This is a genomic window from Roseateles sp. L2-2 (genome assembly GCF_050613215.1).
GTDB classification, from domain to species: Bacteria; Pseudomonadota; Gammaproteobacteria; order Burkholderiales; family Burkholderiaceae_C; genus Roseateles; species Roseateles noduli.
On sequence record NZ_CP192509.1, the window covers coordinates 313,434 to 328,645 of the forward strand.

16 protein-coding genes and 1 tRNA gene are annotated in these 15,212 nt (G+C 69.3%); 6 read left to right on the top strand and 11 right to left on the bottom strand.

From position 1 onward, the window contains the following. Positions 1-208 precede the first annotated feature (208 nt). The 5 genes from modA (at position 209) to ACQZ13_RS01495 (ending at position 6,205) form a co-directional block, all read left to right on the top strand. Positions 209-979 (top strand): molybdate ABC transporter substrate-binding protein, encoded by a 771-nt coding sequence (modA, locus tag ACQZ13_RS01475; RefSeq protein WP_431049524.1) that lies wholly within the window; start codon positions 209-211, stop codon positions 977-979. A 45-nt stretch (positions 980-1,024) separates the two neighbouring features. Further along, positions 1,025-1,693, top strand: coding sequence for a molybdate ABC transporter permease subunit (gene modB / locus ACQZ13_RS01480; RefSeq protein ID WP_431049526.1), 669 nt, complete (start codon positions 1,025-1,027; stop codon positions 1,691-1,693). Further along, entirely contained in the window at positions 1,690-2,373 is a 684-nt protein-coding gene (locus tag ACQZ13_RS01485) for a sulfate/molybdate ABC transporter ATP-binding protein (protein ID WP_431049527.1), read from the top strand. Before modB ends, ACQZ13_RS01485 begins: the two co-directional genes overlap by 4 nt. Before the next feature lie 36 nt (positions 2,374-2,409). After that, positions 2,410-4,509, top strand: a complete 2,100-nt coding sequence (locus ACQZ13_RS01490) for a hypothetical protein (protein WP_431049528.1) — start codon at positions 2,410-2,412, stop codon at positions 4,507-4,509. A 142-nt stretch (positions 4,510-4,651) separates the two neighbouring features. Further along, complete coding sequence (locus ACQZ13_RS01495) at positions 4,652-6,205, top strand: methyl-accepting chemotaxis protein (RefSeq protein ID WP_431049530.1); 1,554 nt, start codon at positions 4,652-4,654, stop codon at positions 6,203-6,205. 14 nt (positions 6,206-6,219) lie between these two features. On the opposite strand, the gene ACQZ13_RS01500 is transcribed toward ACQZ13_RS01495, so the two are convergent. The 3 genes from ACQZ13_RS01500 to ACQZ13_RS01510 all read right to left on the bottom strand — a co-directional run bounded on the left by ACQZ13_RS01500 (position 6,220) and on the right by ACQZ13_RS01510 (position 7,910). Further along, positions 6,220-7,245: an NAD-dependent epimerase/dehydratase family protein gene (locus ACQZ13_RS01500; protein ID WP_431049531.1), complete on the bottom strand. Its 1,026-nt coding sequence runs from the start codon at positions 7,243-7,245 to the stop codon at positions 6,220-6,222. 51 nt (positions 7,246-7,296) lie between these two features. Further along, positions 7,297-7,593 carry a hypothetical protein gene (locus tag ACQZ13_RS01505; RefSeq protein ID WP_431049532.1) on the bottom strand — a complete coding sequence of 99 codons (297 nt, stop codon included), beginning with the start codon at positions 7,591-7,593 and terminating at the stop codon, positions 7,297-7,299. Positions 7,594-7,835: 242 nt separating this feature from the next. After that, a tRNA-Arg gene (locus ACQZ13_RS01510) sits at positions 7,836-7,910 on the bottom strand. A gap of 302 nt (positions 7,911-8,212) precedes the next feature. On the opposite strand from ACQZ13_RS01510, the gene ACQZ13_RS01515 reads away from it, so the two are divergent. Beyond that, positions 8,213-8,821: a c-type cytochrome gene (locus ACQZ13_RS01515; protein WP_088405684.1), complete on the top strand. Its 609-nt coding sequence runs from the start codon at positions 8,213-8,215 to the stop codon at positions 8,819-8,821. Between the two features lie 102 nt (positions 8,822-8,923). On the opposite strand, the gene ACQZ13_RS01520 is transcribed toward ACQZ13_RS01515, so the two are convergent. The 8 genes from ACQZ13_RS01520 to ACQZ13_RS01555 all read right to left on the bottom strand — a co-directional run bounded on the left by ACQZ13_RS01520 (position 8,924) and on the right by ACQZ13_RS01555 (position 15,171). Then, positions 8,924-9,463, bottom strand: coding sequence for a DUF2946 family protein (locus ACQZ13_RS01520; RefSeq protein WP_431049533.1), 540 nt, complete (start codon positions 9,461-9,463; stop codon positions 8,924-8,926). A gap of 20 nt (positions 9,464-9,483) precedes the next feature. Then, positions 9,484-10,497: a YheT family hydrolase gene (locus ACQZ13_RS01525; RefSeq protein WP_431049534.1), complete on the bottom strand. Its 1,014-nt coding sequence runs from the start codon at positions 10,495-10,497 to the stop codon at positions 9,484-9,486. Between the two features lie 11 nt (positions 10,498-10,508). Continuing rightward, positions 10,509-10,970 (bottom strand): YybH family protein, encoded by a 462-nt coding sequence (locus tag ACQZ13_RS01530; protein ID WP_431049535.1) that lies wholly within the window; start codon positions 10,968-10,970, stop codon positions 10,509-10,511. A gap of 62 nt (positions 10,971-11,032) precedes the next feature. Beyond that, the gene (locus ACQZ13_RS01535; protein WP_067279675.1) at positions 11,033-11,251 is read right to left on the bottom strand and encodes a zinc-finger domain-containing protein; all 219 of its coding nucleotides are present in this window, start codon (positions 11,249-11,251) and stop codon (positions 11,033-11,035) included. Between the two features lie 70 nt (positions 11,252-11,321). Beyond that, positions 11,322-12,245, bottom strand: coding sequence for a branched-chain amino acid transaminase (locus ACQZ13_RS01540; protein WP_431049536.1), 924 nt, complete (start codon positions 12,243-12,245; stop codon positions 11,322-11,324). 51 nt (positions 12,246-12,296) lie between these two features. Continuing rightward, entirely contained in the window at positions 12,297-12,704 is a 408-nt protein-coding gene (locus tag ACQZ13_RS01545; protein WP_431049537.1) for a hypothetical protein, read from the bottom strand. A 151-nt stretch (positions 12,705-12,855) separates the two neighbouring features. Then, positions 12,856-14,214 (bottom strand): DNA repair protein RadA, encoded by a 1,359-nt coding sequence (gene radA / locus ACQZ13_RS01550; protein ID WP_431049538.1) that lies wholly within the window; start codon positions 14,212-14,214, stop codon positions 12,856-12,858. Between the two features lie 66 nt (positions 14,215-14,280). Beyond that, positions 14,281-15,171 (bottom strand): hypothetical protein, encoded by an 891-nt coding sequence (locus ACQZ13_RS01555; RefSeq protein ID WP_431049540.1) that lies wholly within the window; start codon positions 15,169-15,171, stop codon positions 14,281-14,283. Positions 15,172-15,212 lie beyond the last annotated feature (41 nt).

Consider the following 15,212-nt stretch of genomic DNA (forward strand, 5'->3'; position numbering starts at 1 on the left):
CCCTTTCCGCTCAATCTCCTCCTCGCCGCTCGGAATTCGCTCCAAGGGGCACCGGCGCCGCCGGCGTCGACACACCGAGAACCTCGGGCCTGGGCCTTCGCGCGCGGCCGTGCGCCCTGCGAGGCTGCCCGTGTTCGGGCGTCGTGCGGCGCAATATCCTGGGATATATTGCGAGCCTCCTTTGTGTCCAGCCCTTGAGGGACTCGCCATGCGCTCGATTCGCCCCGCCCAGATCGCCCGCCGCGCCGCCGTGCTGACCCTCGCGCTGATGGCCGCCGGCCTCGCGCACGCCGCCGACGTGACCGTCTCCGCCGCCGCCAGCCTGACCAACGCGTTCAAGGAACTGGCCCCGGCCTTCGAAGCCGCCCATCCCGGGACCAAGGTGCAGTTCAACTTCGCCGCGTCGGACGCGCTGCTCGCACAGATCGCCAAGGGCGCACCGGTCGACGTGTTCGCGTCGGCCGACCAGGAAACCATGGACAAGGCCCAGCAGCAGAAGCTGCTGGTCGAGGGCTCGCGTCGCAACTTCGTCAGCAACGCGCTGGTCGTGATCACGCCGGTGGAGAACGGCGTGACCCTGAAGTCGCTGGCCGAGCTGCAGCAGCCCGCCGTCAAGCGCATCGCCATCGGCAAGCCCGAAGGCGTGCCCGCCGGCCGCTACACGAAGGCCGCGCTGGAGAAGGCCAACCTGTGGACCGCCCTCGAACCCAAGGCCGTCTTCGCGCAGAACGTGCGCCAGGCGCTGGACTACGTGTCGCGCGGCGAGACCGAAGCCGGCTTCGTCTACGCGACCGACGCCTTCGTGCTGAAGGACAAGGTCCGCATCCTGTTCAGCGTGCCGACCGAGACGCCGATCTCCTACCCGATCGCCGTCACCAACGGCGGCACGAACGCCGACGGCGGCAAGCAGTTCCTGGACTTCGTCGCCTCGGCCGCCGGCCAGGCGGTGCTGGCCAAGTACGGCTTCCAGAAGCCCTGATCGGCCGACCGGCTGACGACCTTGGGCTGAGGAGCGCCGTCCCCCGTGGAATCCGCCTGGATCGCGCTCGCGCTGTCGCTGAAGGTCGCCGGCTGGGCAACCGCGCTCAACCTGGTGCTCGGTGTCGCCGCGGGCTTCGCGCTCGCGCGGCTGCGCTTCCCGGGCCGGGAACTGCTGGACGCCATCCTGACGCTGCCGATGGTGCTGCCGCCGACGGTGCTCGGCTACTACCTGCTGGTCGTCATCGGCAAGCGCGGTTGGCTGGGCGCGTGGCTGTGGGACACCTTCGGCATCAACCTGATCTTCACCTGGCAGGGCGCGGTGATCGCCGCGACCATCGTCGCCTTCCCGCTGGTCATGAAGTCCGCGCGCGCTGCCTTCGAAGGCGTCGATCCGCAGCTGGAACGCGCCGGCCGGGTGCTCGGCCTGAATGAATGGGCGCTGTTCTTCCGGGTGACGCTGCCGATGGCCTGGCGCGGCGTGCTGGCCGGCGTGCTGCTGGCCTTCGCCCGCGCGCTGGGCGAGTTCGGCGCGACGCTGATGGTCGCCGGCAGCATCCCGGGCAAGACGCAGACGCTGTCGGTCGCCGTCTATGAAGCGGTGCAGGCCGGTCAGGACGACACCGCCAACCTGCTGGTGCTGATCGTGTCGCTGACCTGCATCGTGGTGCTGCTGGCCGCCGGACGGCTGGCCGGGCCGAGGAGCACGACATGAGCTTCGAAGTCCGCGTCCGCAAGCAGGTCGAGGGCGGCGGGCGCAGCTTCGAGCTCGACGTCGCCTTCAGCACCGAGGCGCGGCGCACGGTGATCTACGGCCCGTCGGGCGCGGGGAAAAGCCTGACCCTGCAGGCGATCGCGGGACTGCTGAAACCCGACGAGGGCACGATCTACATCGACGGCCATCCGGTCTTCGACAGCGCGTCGCGCATCGACGTGCCGGCCCGCGAGCGGCGGCTGGGCTACCTCTTCCAGGACTACGCGCTGTTCCCGCAGCTGACGGTGCGACAGAACATCGCCTTCGCGCTGAAGCGCGGCTGGCGCAATCCGTCGCGCCACGACGGCGGGGAGGCGGTGGACCGCTGGATCCAGGCCTTCGAGCTGGAGCGCGTCGCGCAGCAGCGGCCGCACCAGCTCTCCGGCGGCCAGCGCCAGCGCACCGCGCTGGCCCGCGCGCTGGTGAACGAACCGCGCGCGCTGCTGCTGGACGAGCCGTTCTCCGCGCTGGATCCGGACCTGCGGGGCCGCATGCGGGCGGAGCTCGACACGCTGCTGGAGCGCATCGGCATGCCGATGCTGATGATCACGCACGATCCCGAGGACGTCGCGCGCTTCGGCGACCACCGCGTGGTGCTCCGCGACGGCAGGGTGCGCGACGCCGAGCCGGAACGATCCTGACAACGCTCGTCGCCCTGGCCCTGAGAATCAGGCGTCATGGAGAGCGACGACATGCGGCAGTCAGCGGTGGAAGGGGTCAGTCATTGCGACCTCGTCATGAAGGGCGGGGTCACCAGCGGCGTGATCTATCCGCGGCTCGTGGCGGGGCTTTCCGACAAGTACCAGTTCAAGAACATCGGCGGCACCTCGGCCGGCGCGATTGCCGCCGGGGCCAGCGCCGCGGCGGAGCTCGGCCGCCAGCGCGGCCATGCCGGCGCGTTCGAACGCCTGGCCCGGCTGCCGGAGGAGCTCGGCGCGGAACTGCCGGGCGCAAGACCTGGCACCGGTCGCAGCCGGCTGTTCACGCTCTTCCAGCCGGTCCCGGCGTTGCGCCGCCACTTCGACGTACTGACGCGGGCGCTCGGCAAGCCGGTAGGCGCGGCGGCGATCTCCATCCTCGGCGGGATGGTGGCGATGCACGGCGTCGCCGCCTTGGCGATCGCCGCGGTCGGTGCGGCGCTGCTGGTGCCGTATCTCCAGCTCCTGGCGTCCGACGGGGGCGCCGGACCCTGGCAGAAGCTGCTCGCCGTCGTGGGCCTGGCGGTGATCGTCGCGCTCGTGACCGCGGCGATGCTCGGGACGGTGCTGGTGCTCTTCGCCAGGAGCCTGCTCCGCGGGCTCAAGGACAACGGCTACGGCCTGTGCAGCGGGCAGACGCAGCCGGGGCAGGGCACGCGTGGCGAGCCCGGTGGATCGGGAGTGTCGGGTGTTGCGGGTGCGGCGGGTGAGCAAACCGCGCTCACCGACTGGTTGCACGGCTACTTCAACGAGCTGGCCGGGAAGAGCGTCGACGGACCGCCGCTGAGCTTCGGCGACCTGTGGGGCCCGGATCCGGCGACGCGCCGGATCAACCTGGAGGTGATCACCAGCGCGGTCAGCCAGCAGATGGTCTACAGCATCCCGTTCCGGCCCGGGACGCCGATGTTCTATTACGACCCGGCGGAGTGGTCGCGCCTCTTTCCGTCGGCGGTGATGACGGCACTGGCGGCGCCCTTCAACGGCAACCATGACGGCCCGGTGATCGAGAGCGCCCAAGGCCGGGAGCTGCGCCCCTTGCCCCGTCACGGCGATCTGCCGGTGGTGGTGGCGATCCGGATGAGCCTGAGCTTCCCGCTGCTGCTGTCGGCGGTGCCGCTGTACGCCGTGGACTGGTCGCGCACCGCCAACCAGCGCACGCAGGCCGCCGTGCGCGCCGCCGAGACCGCCGAGGAGCGCCGCCGCCTGCGTCTGCGGGCGACGCGGATCTGGTTCTCGGACGGCGGCATTGGCAGCAACATGCCGCTGCACCTGTTCGACGCGATGCTGCCGCGGCATCCCACCTTCGCGGTGAATCTGAAACGACCGCATCCGGACCACGTCATCCGACCGGGGGGGGCGGGCAACGACGGCGGACGGATCTTCCTGCCCGAGGACGACCGCGGCGGACGGTTGCGCCACTGGCCGGAACCGGACCTCGTCGACGACTGGGAGCAGCAGGCGCCGGGTGCGCGCGAGAAGGCGCCGCTGGCGGGGCTGGCCGGTTTCCTGTGGAGCATCGTCGGCACGATGCAGAACTGGCGCGACGAGATCCTGTTCCCGACGCCGGGCTTCCGCGACCGCATCGTCCAGATCAGCCAGAAGCCGGACGAGGGCGGGCTCAACCTGGCGATGCCCGCCGGGACGATCGCCGCGCTCGCGCAGGCGGGCGGCATGGCGGCGGAGCGCCTCATCGCCCGCTTCCATCCTTCGGGGGCCGAAGGCGGTGCGGGGTGGGACAGCCACCGTCGCGCGCGGTTGACGACCTTCCTCGGGGTGATGCAGCCGGCGACGGTCGGACTGGTGTCGGCGCTGGGGACGCAGGCAAAGACTGGCACTGGCACGGGAGCCGGGATCGGCCCCGAGACGGACGGGGGAACGTCGGCGGACTGGCTGGTGCTGCTCGACACGGACACGCGCTACCAGCGCTCCTCGGCGCTGCGGGCCGAAGCGGCGCGTTTCCTCACCGGCCTGGACGAGCTCGGCGCGGCGACGCCGCGCAAGCTGTCGGGTCAGCCGCGCACCCTGGACGTGGGCTCTCTCAAGCCGATCCCGCAGGTGCGGCTGACCCCTCGCATCTGAAGATCGCCCACGCCTCTGCCAAGCATTCCACAGGGCAGATGCGTCTTAACGGGCGCTTGATATCGGTGTACGGTACCGATGACAACATCGCGCCGCACCGCGGGTCCGATCTCCCTTCGGACCGGTGTCGAGGAGAACGAACATGATGTCCAACACGAACGTCCGGGGATCCATCGGCCGGCGGTTGGGGCTGGTCCAGGCCCTGGTACTGGTGATTGCGCTGATCGGATCGGCGATGGGTTACCTGGGGCTGAGCCGCGTGGCGGCGCAGACGGAGTCCATGTACCAGGAGACCATCGTCACCGAGCGCGTGGCCGCCGACTGGTACCGCAACGTCTACAACGGCGGGACGCGCACGACGGCGATCGCCGTGAGCGCGGACCCGACCCTGGCGACCTTCTTCGCGGAGCAGGCCGCCGAGTCGACGAAGTCCTCCAACGAGCTGCAGGCGCGGATGGACAAGCTGTTGAACTCGCCGGAAGAGCGCGCCGCCTTCGACCGCGTGATCGAACTGCGCAAGGCCTACATCAAGGTGCGCGACACCATCACCGAGGCGAAGAAGCAGGGCGATCCGGCGCGGGCCAAGCAGCTCTTCGACGAGCAGTTCAAGCCGGCCGCGGCGACCTATCTGGAGAGCATCCGCGTGGTGGCGCAGCAGCAGCGGGATCAGCTCGACACGGCGCTGAAGCTGCTGGCAGAGACCAACGCGCGTGCGCGGGTGGCGCTGGTGGTGTTCGGGCTGGTCGCGCTGGCGGCCGGCGGTGCGCTGGCGGTGTGGCTGACGCGCTCGATCACGCGGCCGCTCGCGCAGGCGGCGGAAGTGGCCGATGCGATTGCGCGCTTCGACCTGACCCGCCGCATCGAGACGACCAGCGGCGATGAAACGGGCCAGCTGCTGCGCTCGCTGAGCGAGATGCAGGGCGCCCTGGTGCGCCTGATCGGCGAGGTGCGGGGCTCGACGGACAACATCGGCACGGCCAGCGCGGAGATCGCCACGGGCAACATGGACTTGTCGGCGCGCACGGAGCAGACGGCCTCCAACCTGCAGCAGGCGGCGGCGTCCCTGACGCAGCTGACGGGCACGGTGCGCCAGACGGCGGATGCGGCGACGACGGCCAACCAGCTGGCGGGTTCCGCGGCGGAGACGGCGCAGCGCGGCGGCGCGGTGATGGGACAGGTCGTGGCGACGATGGGCGAGATCAGCGACAGCTCGCGGCGCATTGCCGACATCATCGGCACGATCGACGGCATCGCCTTCCAGACCAACATCCTGGCGCTGAATGCGGCGGTGGAAGCGGCGCGTGCGGGCGAGCAGGGTCGGGGCTTCGCGGTGGTGGCGAGCGAGGTGCGCTCGCTGGCGCAGCGCAGCGCGCAGGCGGCCAAGGAGATCAAGACGCTGATCGCGACGAGCGTGGAGCGCGTGGAATCGGGCTCGCGTCTGGTGAGCGACGCGGGCACGACGATGACGGACATCGTGACCAGCGTGCAGCGCGTGACGGACATCATTGCCGAGATCCGCGCGGCCTCGCAGGAGCAGAGCGACGGCATCAACCAGGTGAACGCCGCGGTGGGTCACCTGGACCAGATGACGCAGCAGAACGCGGCGCTGGTCGAGGAGGCGGCGTCGGCCGCGGAAAGCCTGAAGGATCAGTCGAACCGGTTGTCGACGGCGATCGCGGTGTTCAGGCTGAACTGATCAGGTCGATCTGATCAGGTCGATCTGAGGTGACCGGCACCGCCCGGGCCGCTCGGGCGGTCCGTGGCGGAACGGCCGGCGAGGATCTCGGCCTCGCGCTCCGGCGCCAGCGTGGCGACGAGCTTGGCGGCATCCCAGCCGGGCTCTCGCGGCGCGTGCGCCCAGGCGAGCGTGTCGGCAGCGGTCTCCTTGATAGCTCGGGTCGTGAGGCCTGCGGCCACGGCGCGGGATGCGTCGCCAAGCAGCATGCCGCCGACGGCCGGATCCTCTTCGGGCAGCCACAGCGGCAGCCCGGTCCACGGCGCGACGCCGAGCACGAGCAGCATGGCGTCCGGCTTCCAATGGAATCGGGCGTCGCTTCCCGGCGCCGCTTGCAAACAAGCGGCTAGCAGCGCCTGCATCGGCAGACGCGGCCCGACCGCGTTGAACGCGCCGGTGGTGCGCGACTCCGCCAGCGTCACGCAGAACGCGGCGAGATCGCGGACATCGATGACCTGCACCGGCCGTTCGGGCCGTCCGGGAGCGAGGACCTCGCCGCCGCGCGCGACGCGCGTCGGCCAATACGTGAATCGACCCGTCGGGTCATGCGGCCCGACGATCAAGCCTGGCCGAACGATCGCGTGCCGGTCAGGCAGAGCGTTCGCGAGTGTCTCTTCAGCCCGGGCCTTCAGCGGCCCGTAACCTTCGTCGCCTTCAGCGAGCGGCGTGGATTCGTCGAAGACGCGATGCGGCGGGAACACGCCATATGCCGAGATCGAGGAGACGAGCACCACATGCGGCGTGCCCGTATCGAGCGCGGCGACGGTGCGCTCGACCTGTGCGGGGTTGAACGCGGTGCAGTCGATGACCGCATCGAACGCGCGACCGCGCAGCGCGCTCATGTCGCCGTCGCGATCGCCGATGAGGCGTTCGACCTCGGGGAACAGACCCGGGCCGTGCCGCCCGCGGTTCAACATCGTGACCGTGTGGCCGCGCGCCAGCGCGGTGTCAATGACATGGCGACCGAGGAAGACGGTGCCGCCGAGGATGAGGAGGCGCATGGCGTGGCTTCGATGGACCTGTGGACGGACCAGTATCCGCCTCACCGGTCGTCAGAACGGAAGTTCCATCTTGGTCGCCTGGGCGCTGTCGAAAAGATGCTTCGTCAACGGGTAGTCGGCGTTGTCGCTGTTCGTGAAGAACTCGAAATCGCTTCCTTGCGCATCCCGATAGACGAAGCGGAAGACGCCGCAGTCCTCCCGACCATTGAACGAGTAATGGAGGGAGACGGCGAAGTCCTTTTCCTTCCAGGCGACCGCATCGAACAGGTCGTATTCCCAGGGGATCTCACCGGCCTCGGTACGTTGGAGGAGCCTTGAAACGAAGCGTCGGATCTTGTCAGGGAACATGGTTCTCAATCCTCTTGGCGGGCATGAAGCCAGCTCCATCGAGGCGCAGACCTGTCCGGTCGCGCTGGAGCAGAGGTGAGGAACTTTAGGCAGATCCGTTCGCGGAGCAATCGCACAAATGGCGGCAGCCGTATGAGCGAATTTGCGTGTCGGTGGGCCTGCCGATGGGGGATCGGCGTCATGCGACGACAGAAAGCAGAAAGCCGGTTGCCACGCTCGTGACAACCGGCTTCTCGGAATTTTGGTGCGACCGGCAAGAATCGAACTTGCGACTAAGCCTTCGGAGGGCCCAATGATATCCACTTCACCACGGTCGCCGCGGGAAGCGCGCATTCTAGCCTCGTTCTGAGGCCCCCCGAGCCGATCACGCCCATCCCGTCAAAACGGCACCATCGCGAACATCTGGACGAGCCGCTGCGCGACCCTCGCGCAACACCTGCCCCACCAACGTGCCGACCTTGACGAAAGCCCCAGGGTGGGGCGACAGGGGGCTGGCTATACTGCGCCGATTTGCTGTTCCACGGTCCGGTTTTCCCAGGGCGATCCGTCAGCCGACACCCCCTCAGAAACCCGGACTCGCTTCTGCCGTATTCGATTCGATTCGAGCCACGAGGAATTCATGAGCGGAACCCAGGACCACGCCAACGCCCAGGACACGCACGCCGAAGGACACGACGCCCACGAGGGCCCGATCAAGACCCCCAAGCAACTGATCGTCGCCGTCTTCTTCGCCTTCGTCATTCCCATCGTGATCATCGTGATGCTCGCGAACTACGTGTCCAGCGAGATCAAGCCCGGCGCCGGCGGCACCGGCCTCGAGGGTGAGGCCGTCGCCGCCCGCATCCAGCCCGTGGGCTCGATCGAGCTCAAGGACCTGACCAACCCCGCCGCGATGAAGACCGGCGAGCAGGTCTTCCAGGGCCAGTGCGCAGCCTGCCACGCCACCGGCGCGGCCGGCGCCCCCAAGCTCGGCGACCACGACGCCTGGGGCCCGCGCGTGAAGTCCGGCTTCGACACCCTGGTGCACTCCGCCCTCAAGGGCAAGGGCAACATGGGCCCGCAGGGCGGCGGCGACTTCAGCGACTTCGAGATCTCCCGCGCCGTCGTCTACATGGCCAACCAGGGCGGCGCCAAGTTCGACGACCCGAAGCTGCCCGCCGCAGCCGCCTCCGGCGCGGATGCCGGCGCTTCGGCTCCTGCCGCTCCGGCCTCCGGCGCTTCGCAGTAAGCCTCGCGCCCCAGAGACACGAAAGCCGACCCGCGGGTCGGCTTTTTCATGGGCGACGCATCTCGACGCAGCTCGGCGGCTCACGCCGCCTTCGCCGCAGGGTCAGGACTTGCCTGATTCGCCCTTGGGATCGGTCGGCGCCAGCAGCACCCCATGGCGGGCGATGAGCTCGGCATGCGTGGCGTTCGACATCGTCCAGCGTCCCGCTTCGAGCGCGTCCGCTGCCGGCCCCATGTCCTGCGTGTGGACCAGGCCCAGGCCCAGATCGGTCTCCAGGAACAAACGATCCTGATCGTCCAGCACCGCGCCAGCGACCTGCGCCTCGCGTCCGGTGTGGCTCAGCACGCGGCCGTCCGGCTGCAGGCGCCAGATCCAGGGCGCGGCCTCCAGCTGCACGTAGACCCGTTGCGGTCCGTTCTGGAAGAACCAGGCGCCTTGATCGTCCGAGGCGTAGTTGCGGTCAATGAAGCCGATCAGCTTGTCGTGCACGATGCGGCTGCCTTTCACCGTCGGGAACGGCCCGGCGGCCTGGATGCGCTCGTCGCGCATGTACCAGTCGCCGCGCGCGTCCAGCGCCAGCCAGCCGTAGCAGTGCGGCACGTTGGGCCACTTCTTCAGCGCCGCTTCGACGATGGCATCCATGCGAGTCCTTTCCGTGCGGCTCAGAGCCGCGTCGCGAGCCAGTCGGTCACGCGCTCGGGCATGGTGCGCACGTGGCCGGGCGGCCGGCCCGACGGGAAACCGACATGCCCGCCCTCGCGCGGCTGCCACAGCGTCACATGCGCGCCGACATGGCTCTGCTCCGGCAGGCTGTGTGCCGGCACGAACGGATCGTTGCGCGCGTTCAGCACCAGCGCCGGGATGCGGATACGCGCCAGGTGCGGCTTGGCCGACGCGCGCAGCCAGTAATCGTCGACGTCCCGGAAGCCGTGCACCGGGCCGGTGAAGATGTTGTCGAACTCGTAGAGGTTGCGCACGCGCCGCATCCGCTCGGCGTCGAACAGCCCGGGATGCTGCTTCAGCTTGTTCATCGCCTTGGGCATCATGGTCCGCAGGAACATCCGCGTGTAGACCAGCTTGTTGAAGCCCTTGCCGATCGCGTGGCCGGCCGCCGTCAGGTCGATCGGCGAGCAGACCGAGCAGACCGCCCGGACCGTCGATGCCGCGGTCTCGCCGGCCTCCTGCGCCCAGCGCAGCAGCGCGTTGCCGCCCAGCGAGATGCCGACGGCGATCATCGGGCCGCGGTGCGAAGCGCGCAGCTGCTCCAGCATCCAGCCGATTTCGAGGTAGTCGCCCGAGTGATACGCCCGCGGCGCGAGGTTGAGCTCACCCGAGCATCCCCGGAAGTACGGCATCGCGAAGGCCCAGCCCCGTTGCTGCGCCACGGCGGCGAAGGCCTGCACGTACTGGCTGTCCACGGAGCCTTCGAGCCCGTGGAAGAGCACGAGCAGCGGACGCTCGGCGGGCGCGGTTGCGGGCGCCTGGGCGTTCAACGCGCTCGTTGGCGCGGCGGCGGAATCGATGAGGTGCTCGACGTCGACGAAGTCGCCGTCCGGCGTCTGCCAGCGTTCGCGGCGGAACTGCGGCGGTGGGCCTTCGTAGCGTCGCGCGAACAGCGCGGGCCAGATCGTCTGCGCGTGACCTCCGGGCAACCAGGGAGGTGCCTGGTACTGCATGGACAACCCTCTCAATGCAGCGTCGTGGGCGCACCGGCGGACACGATCGCCAGTTCCTGCTTCACGTCCTGCGAGGTGCCCGGACTGGCATGGTGCGCGACCATGCGCCAGCCCAGCGCCGTCTTCAGGTAGACATTCGTCGCGACGACCCAGGCGCTCTGCGTGCCGTCCTCGTCCGTGATCTCGACGCGCTCCAGCACCTGGTGGATCGCCGTCTCGCCGTTGACCAGCCGGCGCTGGCATTCCGGATGCACGGGGATCGAGCCTCTGGCGAAGATCTGCTCGAAGCTCGCCCGGATCGCCGCCGCGCCGACGACGCGCGGCCCGCCCGGATGCACGCAGCAGACCTCGTCCTCGTCGCCCCAGACGGCCATCAGCCGTTCCAGGTCGCCGGCCTGCAGGGCCTCGTAGAACTGCGCTTCGGTGTCCTCCGGAGAGGCCAGCAGCAGGGCGGTCTGAGGCTTGCGCACCATGGGTCTCGTTCCTTGTTCAAGGGAGCGGGGAGGCCGACCGCTGAGCGGGCGGCCGTCGTGGCTCAGTGACCGGAGGGCAGGTGCTCGCCGGCCTTCAGCTTGTACAGCGTGCCGCAGTATGGGCAGGCGCCTTCGCCGGTGTGGCTCAGGTCGATGAAGACGCGCGGGTGGTTGCTCCACAGCGGCATCTTGGGGTTCGGGCAGAAGACGACGCCCGGACCTTGCAGGTCCTGGGCGGTGACTTCGACGGTGGCCTTGGGCGTGGTGGTGTTGGCGCTCATGATCTTGTTCTTGAAAGCTTGCGGAGGCTGGCGGTCGGTCCGGCGGTCGGGCGGCGAAGCCCGCCTCTGGTCAGACCACGCTCAGCCAGTGGGCGTACTTGGGATTGCGGCCGTTGACGATGTCGAAGAAGGCCGACTGGATCTTCTCGGTGATCGGGCCGCGGCTGCCGCTGCCCAGTTCGATGCGGTCCAGCTCGCGGATGGGCGTGACTTCGGCGGCGGTGCCGGTGAAGAAGGCCTCGTCCGAGATGTAGACCTCGTCGCGGGTGATGCGCTTCTCGACCAGCTGCAGGCCCAGGTCCTGGCAGATCGCGAAGATGGTGTTGCGGGTGATGCCGTTGAGCGCGCCCGCCGACAGGTCCGGCGTGTAGACCACGCCGTTCTTGATGATGAAGAGGTTCTCGCCCGCGCCTTCGGACACGAAGCCCGAGGCGTCCAGCAGCAGCGCCTCGTCGTAGCCGTCCTCGGTCGCTTCCATGTTGGCCAGGATCGAGTTGGTGTAGTTGGACACCGTCTTGGCCTGCGTCATCGTGATGTTGACGTGGTGGCGGGTGTAGCTGCTGGTCTTGACGCGGATGCCGCGCTTGAGGCCTTCCTCACCCAGGTAGGCGCCCCAGGCCCAGGCGGCGACCATCAGGTGGATCTTGTTGCCCTTCGGGCTGACGCCCAGCTTCTCGCTGCCGATCCAGGTGAGCGGACGCAGGTAGCAGCTGGCCAGCTTGTTCTCGCGGACGACCGCCTTCTGCGCTTCCTCGACCTGCTCGATCGTGAACGGCAGCTTCATGCGCAGGATCTTGGCGCTGTTGAACAGGCGCTCGGTGTGCTCGCGCAGCCGGAAGATCGCGGTGCCCTTGTCGGTCTGGTAGGCCCGCACGCCCTCGAAGGCGCCGCAGCCGTAGTGCAGGGTGTGGGTCAGCACGTGGATCTTGGCGTCGCGCCAGTCCACCAGCTCGCCGTCCATCCAGATCTTGCCGTCGCGATCGTCCAGGGACATGGGTCTTCCTTTGCGGCCGCTCAGGGGCCGGGTGCTGCGAAGTCGGGGATTTTATGCGGCCGGTGTGTAGTCGGGGGCCGCCGATTCAGGCTCCTGGGCGCGGATCAGCGTCCATCGCGCGACCACGCTGTTTTCCATGACCACGTCCACCGCGTCGCCGCCGGTGTCGGTCCAGCGATAGGTGTTCTCCTGGACCTTCACGCCCAGCGACTTGCACATGCGGATCAGGTCGATCAGCTTCATGCCGGCGTGCAGCTTCGAGTTCAGCATGATCGCGCTGGAGACGTGGCCCAGCGGCGATTTCTGGGCCGTGCGCATGACGCGCATCAGCTGCGAGAACTGCAGCAGCAGATAGAAGATGACGGCGGAAGTGCCCAGGATGGCGCCCTTCCAGCCGAAGTAATAGGTGCCGACGACGATGGCGGCAATGGCGAGAAGGATGCCGACGAGGCGGTTCATGCGGGGGAACTCCGAAGGGGGTGAGGCCGGACCCCGAAGCGATGGGGCCGAACCCGCGATTGTCGTCGGGCCGCGTCGGCGGCGGGTGTGGCGATTGCGGATGCCGGCGTCGTGGATCCCGACACCGGCATCGTTCCCGACGTCGGCGACGTCACAGCCCGCGCAGGATCTCGATGGCGTCCTCGATGCGGGCGACTGCGTGGACCGTCAGGCCGTCGATGGGCTTCTTCGGCGCGTTGGCCTGCGGCACGACCGCGATCGAGAAGCCGAGCTTGGCCGCTTCCTTCAGGCGCTCCTGGCCGCGCGGGGCGGGGCGGACCTCGCCGGCCAGGCCGACTTCCCCGAAGGCGAAGAAGCCCTTGGGCAGCGGCTTGCCGCGCAGCGAGCTCTGGATCGCGAGCAGCACGGCCAGGTCGGCCGCCGGTTCGCTGATGCGCACGCCGCCGACGGCGTTGACGAAGACGTCCTGGTCCATGGTCGCCACGCCCGCGTGCCGGTGCAGCACGGCCAGCAGCATGGCGAGACGGTCGCGCTCCAGGCCCACCGACAGCCGGCGCGGGCTGGGCCCGCCGCCGTCGACCAGCGCCTGCAGCTCCACCAGCAGCGGCCGCGTGCCTTCCAGCGTGACCAGCACGCAGGAGCCGGGCACCGGTTCGCCGTGCGTGGACAGGAAGATCGCGCTCGGGTTGGTGACGCCCTTCAGGCCCTTCTCGGTCATGGCGAAGACGCCGATCTCGTTGACCGCGCCGAAGCGGTTCTTGATCGCGCGCACCAGCCGGTAGCTGCTGTGGGTGTCGCCCTCGAAGTAGAGGACGGTGTCGACGATGTGCTCCAGCACGCGCGGCCCGGCCAGCGCGCCTTCCTTGGTCACGTGGCCGACCAGCACCATCGCGCAGCCGCCTGACTTGGCGGTGCGGGTCAGCTGCGCGGCGCATTCGCGGACCTGCGCGACGGAACCCGGCGCCGAGGACAGCTGCTCGGAGTACATCGTCTGGATGGAGTCGATGACGCAGAAGTCGGGCTTCTCGACCTCGATGGTGGCGAGGATCTTCTCCAGGCCGATCTCGGCCAGCACGCGCACCTGGGAGCCGTCCAGGCTCAGGCGCCGGGCGCGCATGGCGACCTGCGCGCCGGATTCCTCGCCGGTGACGTAGAGGACCTTCATCTGGCGGGACAGCGCGTCGACCGCCTGCAGCAGCAGCGTCGACTTGCCGATGCCCGGATCGCCGCCGATCAGCACCACGCCGCCGGTGACGATGCCGCCGCCCAGCACGCGGTCCAGCTCCTCCAGCGAGGTGGGGGTGCGCTCGAAGTCGCGGGCCTCGATCTCGGACAGGGTGGCGACGGGCTGGCTGCGGGCCAGCGCCTGGAAGCGGTTCTTGCCGGCGGCGGGCTCGGCGGCGGTCTCGACCAGGGTGTTCCAGGCACTGCAGGACGGGCAGCGGCCCAGCCACTTGGCGCTGGTAGCGCCGCATTCGGAGCAGACGTATTGGGATTTCTGGGTGGCCATGGACTGATTGTCGTCGCCGGTCCGACCCGCTCGCGGCAGGAGCCGCTCAGGCGCCGCCCGTGGCGACTACTTCACCCGGACCAGTTGCCACGCGTGCGGCAGCGAATCGGCGGCGGGCATCCAGTGATCGATGGCCGCGCCCAGCAGCACGCCCACCAGCAGCAGGCCCAGCGCCGGTCCCCAGGTCCGCCGGACCGCGCATCGCCACCAGCCTTCCTCGCTCATGCGCCGCCAGGCCATGCCGCCGGCGACGCTGGCCAGGGCCACTTCGACCGAGACCGCCAGCAGCACTTCCACGCCGAACAGTCCGAAGACGCAGAAGCCGAGTGCCGCTCCGATCGCCAGGATCAGTGCGATGGGCACGGCGATGACCAGGCCCTCATCGAGTCCGCCGACCGCGTCGCCGGTCGAACCCAGCGCGTCGCCGGCTGTGGACAAGTGCGATGGACAAGCTGTGGAAAAGGGTGTTGGCAAGTCGGTGGACAAGGCTGTGGATGCGCTTGTGGAGAAGTCTCCGGAAGCCCCGCCGCCACCGAAATCGCCGCCACCGCCGCTGCGGAACGGCACGGGGGCACGTCCGCGTCCGAGGCTGCCGGCGAGTTGGGAGCCGAAGTCCAGCAGGTCCGGCGTGCCGTCCAGCGGCGACCCGTCGTGACGCAACAGGGCCCGCGCCCACACGCGCAGCAGGCCCAGGTAGATCAGGTAGCTCGCCGGCAGCAGCAGGGCGTAGCGCCAGGCCAGCGCTTCGACGCCCATCGCCCGCAGTCCCGCCCCGCCCAGCATCAGCGCGCCGAGCATCAGCATCGCGATGACGAAGACATGGAGCCGGAGCAGGAACCTGCTGCGCAGTTGGCGCCTCAGTGCCTCGACCCAGCGCAGCCGCGCGTGCTGGCGCTGGGCGAACGACGGGGGCGTCGAGGCGTGAAGGGCGGGGCGGGCGCGATGGGCGTGCGGCATGGGCGGTGAGGGAGCGTGCGTCGTGGCACGTCGCTCCAGGA